A 6,373-nucleotide genomic window follows, 5' to 3' on the forward strand; every position below is an offset into this window, starting at 1 on the left:
CCATTTCCTTGTCGGCCAACCGCTCATGCGCGGCTTCAAGACGTGCCTGCAACTCCCTGACGAGGCCATCATTTGTGGTGTTTACTTGGGGGGGGCCAGGAGTTTCATCTCGTTCATCGGAAACGGTTATGGGGTAAACCCTGTGCAACTCCGAAGGGTCGATCTGAAAGGCCCCGGTATCGTCCTTAATGGCAGATATTTTTCCACTTTTTATGGCTTTTGAGATGGTGGCCTTCGATTTTCTGGTGGCCTTCGCAGCTTCGCCAAGGGTGTATGGCATGGGGTTTCCTGTCGTTCAGGTTGCCGCGATGGTGAACTGTTTACCTGTTCACGTCCAGCCCCTTGGCTAGGGGCCTAGGTCCGAAGGCTGTCCTGCTTCTTGCAATAGGCTACGAAGGCCGCGCCGGGGTTCTTCGGGGGGTTGCCCTTCACGGTTTCCTCTTGTGCGAAGGTCAACCAGTCCGCCCGCAGGGCGTAGTAGTCCCAGCCGAGCGTTCTGGCATGGGCGCGCGCCTGTTCCTCTGCCCATTCGGGGATGGTGATGGACGGGGATAGTTCGACCTGCACCGAACGGGGGCGCACGGTCACAAGGTCGTTCTCGTCAATCTCGAAACGATAGAAGGGCGTCACATCTGCTTTGATGATCTCGCGCAGGTTATGGCGGAAGCGTTTGGCTGGGGCGTTACTGCCGGTTTTGTTCTGGAGGTTTGCCAGCCCGATTTGCCACTTTGGGGCGGTGCCGCAGTGCTTTCGCGCAATCTCATACAGGCGGCGTTCCAGCGGCCTGCGCAGGCGGAAATAGTCGTGGGAGATTGTCACCACCTGGTCGGTTTCTATCGCTCGCATCAGCCAGCGCGACAGCTTCACCTCGCAGTAGTCGAGGCGAAATCGCTCATCGTCGGTGCGGACGAATCCGCCCTCGTCAATCAGGGAGAAAATCCGGGTTTCGACCTTCCCACCGGATTTGATGTTCGTCACGAACTGCGCCCCTTGCAGGCGGGCAAAGGCGTCCTCAAGGCGCTTGTAGTGATTCCCGCCGATGGGCCGGTTCGTGGCAACCGACAGTTCGCGGGCCGAGAAACGCACCGTGTCGCCAATCGGTTCGCCACGGTTCTTCCGGGCCATCAACTGGCTGATGGTGAAGATGAGGATGTCCTTGTCGAAGATCGTCGGCAGGCCAAGGCCGGAAGGACGGATTTTCAGCATGTTGTCGCCGTTCCGGTATTCGAGGTGCCGCATGTCGGGCTTTGTCGCCAGCGAGAACAGCGGATGTTCCATAGACGCCATGTCGTCTTTCGGAACTGCGTCCGCGATGTCGAGCACGAAGAAATCAAGGTTCGGGTGGCGATCTGGAAGCAGGCTCATGGGGCGGAAGTTTGACCTATCAGGAACTGTTTTGTTTGACCTATCAGGAACGGAAAACGGAGGGAAGGGTGTTTGACCCTTTCGGAACCAAAGTTTGACCCTTTCGGAACCAAAGTTTGACCCTTTCGGAACCCTGTGGATAGTTTCCTGCTATGTAGTCAGTCGGTTACGGGCAATTTTCGCGCCCGTAACTTACTCCGTAAGGTAACACTAATAACACTAGGAAAAACGGTGCGGCGCGCATCGGGCGCAAGCGCCCTGCGCCGCTTGCGGTCGCGGTAAGCGCGACCGCTGGCTCGGTGGAGCCGTGGCACTCCATTTGCACCCATGCGCCTCCGGCGCTGCCAATGTTGAGGTCTGGATTTTGCTTAAAAAAAGCAAGGCAGCGGGTGAGCGCGGCCAGCCCTTCCAAAAGGTAGACGAAAGCATTACATTACGTTTGTATAGACAGATGTAGATGCAAGAGCCAATGAAGATTGCGGGTTTCGACTGGGACGATGGGAACTGGCCGAAGTGCGGCAAGCATGGTGTTTCCCGCGCCGAGATCGAGGAGGTTTTCACCGGGACACCTGCTGTCCTGGCTGACCCATTCCCAAAGGAAGCGCGGATGCGCGCTATCGGGAAATCCGCTGCCGGTCGCTATGTGTTCGTGGTGTTCATGCTGCGAGAGATCGACGGCCAGACGAAGCTGCGGCCCATCAGCGCCCGCTACATGCAAGAAAAGGAGATCGCGCATTATGAAGGCACATCGTAAGCCCCTGCCGCCGCTCCGCAGCGATGCCGAGGCGGAAGCGTTCGTGGAGACGGCAGACCTGACCGAATACGACCTGTCAGGCTTCAAGCCGATGCGGTTCGAGATCGAGCCGAAAGCGGCCTCACTGAACATGCGCCTGCCCGCCTCGCTGCTGGACGCGGTGAAGGCCAAGGCCAAGGCCAGTGGCATCCCCTACACCCGCTATGTGCGGATGCTGCTGGAAACGGACGTGGCTCGTCACCGATAATCCGGGCGAAGGTTACGCCCCGGCCTATTGCGGTGGCGGGTCGATCCAGACGCCGCAGAACCTGCGGCCTTCCGGGTTTGTGGCGATCTGCCCGCCTGCCGCTTTGCAGTAGACGCTTGGATACTGGCCGAACTCTCGGGCATCGGCGCGGCCTTGCAGCCAGAACACCAGCAGCGCGCCCAGAAGCGCCCCAGCGGCTCCGATCGAGGCCAACCATACCCAGAACCCGCCGAAGTAGCGCCATGCCTGCCTGCGGGCTTCTCCAGCGGCCTGTGAGAGGCTTTGCGCAGCCCTGATGCTCTCGGCATGGGACTTCTCGATAGCCTCTCTGGCGGCCCCCTGCGCAGCCTCTACGGCGTGTTTGCGCACATCATGTCCGACATAGGCCAGATCGCGGCGCATGGTCTCCTGCATGGCCGGGGCAGTCTTGCCAAGCTGGGCGATGAATTTGGCGATGGTTGCGTTGAAGGCTTCAGCCTCGTCCTTGTCGAGGCTGGTGCGTTGCAGGTGATCCATTTGGCGACGGATCAGGGTGATTTCATCGGCCAGAATCTCGAAGGGGTCTTTGACGCCGCTCATACTTCACCCGCCCCGGCGCTTTGCGCCTTGGCATCGAGGTCGGCCAGAAGTCCGGCGATTTCCTTCTGGTCCACGTCCCGGGTTGCGTTCTTGCGCAGGGTGGAGGCCAGCCATTTGGAACTCTTAGGGTCTTTCAGGGCCTCGGTGGTGACGATGGCGCCGACGATGATCTTTCGGCGGGTGTCGCTGGCTTTCTGACGTGTTTTGAGCCGCGCCAGCTTCGCTTGCGCATCTGCAATCTGCTGGTCGATGGTGCGCGCCATTCTTCCGCCCTTCCTCGTTGCAACCGTTGAATTTGTGCCGCGTAGTGGATAGCGTGTCAAACACGAAGTGCCCACTTATACAAACGCTGCGCGTTTGTGTGGGCAAGGGAACCCTGCGTTTCCCTTGAACCCTTAGCGAAGTGCAGCGCGGAAATGGCGATCTACCACCTTCGGGCTACGATGATTTCCCGCTCTGCTGGCCGCAGCGCCACGGCGGCAGCGGCCTACCGCGTGGGCGAACGGATCGAGGATCACCGCACCGGGCTGACCTTCGATTACCGTGCGCGCGGCGGCGTCGATCACGTCGAAACCCTCGCCCCTGCCAACGCGCCCGCATGGGTGCAGGACCGGGCGGCGCTGTGGAACGCGGTTGAGGCAGCAGAGACCCGGAAGAATTCGCAGGTTGCCCGCGAAATCCGGGTGGCCCTGCCCGCCGAGCTGGACCACGGACAGCGCGTCGAGCTGGTGCGCGAGTTCTGCCAGCGCGAGTTTGTGGCCCGTGGCATGGTGGCCGACATCGCGCTTCATGCGCCGGGGCGCGAAGGCGATGATCGCAACCACCATGCCCATATCTTGCTGACCACCCGCGAGATCGGCCCCGAGGGGTTCACCACCAAGAACCGGGACTGGAACGCGGTCGAGGTGCTGGAAGGATGGCGTGAGGCATGGGCGCGGGACAGCAACCGCGCCCTTGAGCGATGCGGCCATGCTGAGCGGATCGATCACCGGACGCTAGAGGCGCAGCGGATCGAGGCGCAGGAGCGGGCCACCGCGGCGCATGATCGCGGCGACGAGGCCGAGGCGCTGCGTCAGACGGTGCGGTCGGTGGAACTGGACCGGGAACCGCTGCCACAACTCTCTGCCGGGGCGTGGCAGATGAAGGAACGCGGCATCGAGGTCGCGGCCGTCCGGGTGTGGCGCGAGGTCAAGGCGCAGTCGGCCGAGGTTGCACGTGTGGCGGAGGTTCTGGCCGGTCAGGTGCGGGACTGGATCGGGCGGGCGGTGGATCGCCTCGGGCCGCCGGCGCAGGGTCTGGCCTATGCCGGCGCTGCGGATCGGGATGGCCGGGAGGGGAGGCAGGACCTGGCCGCGCGGTTGCGCGAGGCATGGGAAGCCCGCCAGAGCCGCACCGCGTCCGATACAGTGGCTGCACCTGGTCAAACCCCGGAGCCGGAATCCGCCCGCAGCCTGGCCGAACGGCTACGGGAGGCCGCGCAGGGGATCGACCGGGGGACGCTGGCCGAGGCCGCTGCGCGGTTGCAGGAAAGCCGGGAGGCGGAGGAACGCCAGCGGGTGCAGGAGGTCGAGCGCCTGAAGGAGCAAGAGCGGGTGCGCGAACAGGAAAGCCGCGCCCGTCACCGCGACAGGGGCATGGATCACGGCATGTAGTGTGGCGATCCCTTTAGATAATCACCTCTCCAAGGTGTTTCAGGATAAAGATAATATGGAGCATAGCGACTTTTCCATTGCAACTAAATGGCGGAGGAAAGGTGAGCCGCCAGTGGATAAATAAACACTGAGCGGCTCGCAGGTGAGTGGTCGGTATTTTTAATACACGTTGCGTGCGCAAAGGATTGCACAGGCGATGACGATATAGATCATGAGAATTTCCTTTCCTACACTCAATATGCCATCTGGGAATACAGAAGTATTCCGACGACGATTGCGGCTGCGAACATGGTTTTTTCCTCTGCTATGGAGAAAGATCAGTGAATACGAGTCACTTACATCTGCGAGAGCATAACGACGCCGATAACGACCATCGCGACGCCGACATATCCGATCGAAAGCATTGAGACCTCCATGTCGAGGGGGGCTGGATTGCCTATCCTCATGGCTGCATGTTGAAGGATTGGCAGGCCCATGCCACGGCCTTCGGGATAGGATTTTTTGTAGCGTTCCTATTAGGACCTACCTTTTGGGCAGGGGCTGTATGGCCATTGGCAAGATGGGCGCGGCCTCCTAAATTTCTTCTATTCCTCACGCTTCATGGTGCATGATGTATGCTGAAGAGGGACGCGCATGAATGACATGCAAAACGCGGGAAAGCTGAGGACGCAGGTGGCTACTGACTTTCATATGAAAAACTGGGGCAAGGGCCAGTTTTCAGTCTCCACCAGCGAAGAGGCCAAAACTTTCGTAAAAAAGGCCAAGGACTGGTATGCGTGCGCTGATGTGCAGGAACAGATTAAAAGCCTTACCACGAAGGTTCACGACTGGCTGATCGCGAATAAAGAATCCACCGATCAATACGGTGATCCCATCAGTGCTAAAGGACCTTGGTTTGATCTTTCCAAGATGGACTATACAGATGATTTCGCCCGCCTTGATCTCCGTAGAGCCGCTATTCGGAATCACCTCTACGCTCACGGCCAGCGGCGCCTGCTCAACCTCATGGCCCACAAAGATACCGGCCTTCTACACGAAGATACCTACCAGCTCTTCGACGATGCCAGTTCCTTCGAGATGAAGGCGCTTCACGAGGAATGGATGGGTCTGTTTCTTAAGGATAAGAAACAGAACCGCTGTCTGGACCTGACTAGGCTCAGGAACCATTTTCTGGGAAAAGGCACCAGCCCGACCAAGATCCGTAATAAACGACTAATCGTCATGGCAGGCCTTGGGCTGTGGTCTGTCGATCGAGATAGCAGTGGGCACACCGCCGTCGATATCGGTGAGGTGTCGATCCTTTTTCACAAAAATGTCTTCGTGCCTGTACTGCAACGTTTTGAAAGTAATTCTCTTAACCCCAACCCCAACCCCAACCCGATCAAGGAGATCTGACATGAAGGCCGTGTTGCTAACTCTCGCGCTAACCACCGGGCTGATCTTTTCTCTATTGCCTGATACAGCGACTGCTGGGCCGGGCGATGTGATCATCTCGGAACCACAAGCGCAACTTTTCCGATAGTTTGACCAGCTATCCGACTTAGAGAGGTGAAGTGGCAGCTTTGTCGCTAGTCCTTTCCGATCAGCCGCGACCATAGTCCCGGTTTTGGTCTCTGATCGGCCACCAAGGCGGTTGCCTGTTGACGCCACTTGTCTCGATCCTCTCGAAGGTCTGCGATCACCATTTCCTTGTCGGCCAACCGCTCATGCGCGGCTTCAAGACGTGCCTGCAACTCCCTGACGAGGCCATCATTTGTGGTGTTTACTTGGGGGGGG

Annotated in this window: 8 protein-coding genes and 1 pseudogene; 4 read left to right on the forward strand and 5 right to left on the reverse strand. The window is 59.3% G+C overall.

The features are described from left to right. Nucleotides 1–280: hypothetical protein (locus tag CHB77_RS17580; RefSeq protein WP_217896914.1), on the reverse strand; the 280-nt coding region annotated here is incomplete at its 3' end. A 74-nt stretch (nt 281–354) separates the two neighbouring features. Then, nucleotides 355–1,365 carry a replication initiator protein A gene (locus CHB77_RS17585; RefSeq protein WP_089389431.1) on the reverse strand — a complete coding sequence of 337 codons (1,011 nt, stop codon included), beginning with the start codon at nt 1,363–1,365 and terminating at the stop codon, nt 355–357. A 469-nt stretch (nt 1,366–1,834) separates the two neighbouring features. Here CHB77_RS17585 and CHB77_RS17590 point away from each other — a divergent pair, with 469 nt between their 5' ends. Next, nucleotides 1,835–2,119 (forward strand): BrnT family toxin, encoded by a 285-nt coding sequence (locus CHB77_RS17590; RefSeq protein WP_089389432.1) that lies wholly within the window; start codon nt 1,835–1,837, stop codon nt 2,117–2,119. Then, entirely contained in the window at nt 2,103–2,366 is a 264-nt protein-coding gene (locus tag CHB77_RS17595) for a BrnA antitoxin family protein (RefSeq protein ID WP_089389433.1), read from the forward strand. The genes CHB77_RS17590 and CHB77_RS17595 overlap by 17 nt, the downstream gene beginning before the upstream one ends. 24 nt (nt 2,367–2,390) lie before the next feature. Here the strand turns inward: CHB77_RS17595 and CHB77_RS17600 are convergent, their stop codons facing one another. Together CHB77_RS17600 and CHB77_RS17605 are read right to left on the reverse strand one after the other, a co-directional pair. Further along, the gene (locus tag CHB77_RS17600) at nt 2,391–2,945 is read right to left on the reverse strand and encodes a hypothetical protein (protein WP_089389434.1); all 555 of its coding nucleotides are present in this window, start codon (nt 2,943–2,945) and stop codon (nt 2,391–2,393) included. Next, a complete protein-coding gene (locus CHB77_RS17605) occupies nt 2,942–3,208 on the reverse strand; it encodes a hypothetical protein (RefSeq protein ID WP_089389435.1) in 267 nt (88 codons plus the stop codon). Before CHB77_RS17605 ends, CHB77_RS17600 begins: the two co-directional genes overlap by 4 nt. A 153-nt stretch (nt 3,209–3,361) precedes the next feature. Here CHB77_RS17605 and mobQ point away from each other — a divergent pair, with 153 nt between their 5' ends. Both mobQ and CHB77_RS17615 read left to right on the forward strand, forming a co-directional pair. Beyond that, nucleotides 3,362–4,597 carry a MobQ family relaxase gene (mobQ, locus tag CHB77_RS18540; RefSeq protein WP_242626693.1) on the forward strand — a complete coding sequence of 412 codons (1,236 nt, stop codon included), beginning with the start codon at nt 3,362–3,364 and terminating at the stop codon, nt 4,595–4,597. A 633-nt stretch (nt 4,598–5,230) separates the two neighbouring features. Further along, nucleotides 5,231–5,992, forward strand: coding sequence for a hypothetical protein (locus tag CHB77_RS17615; RefSeq protein WP_089389436.1), 762 nt, complete (start codon nt 5,231–5,233; stop codon nt 5,990–5,992). A gap of 173 nt (nt 5,993–6,165) precedes the next feature. Here the strand turns inward: CHB77_RS17615 and CHB77_RS18545 are convergent. After that, nucleotides 6,166–6,373, reverse strand: a pseudogene (locus tag CHB77_RS18545) (hypothetical protein); the annotation flags it as partial.

It is taken from the genome of Paracoccus sediminis (genome assembly GCF_900188295.1).
Taxonomy (GTDB): Bacteria; Pseudomonadota; Alphaproteobacteria; order Rhodobacterales; family Rhodobacteraceae; genus Paracoccus; species Paracoccus sediminis.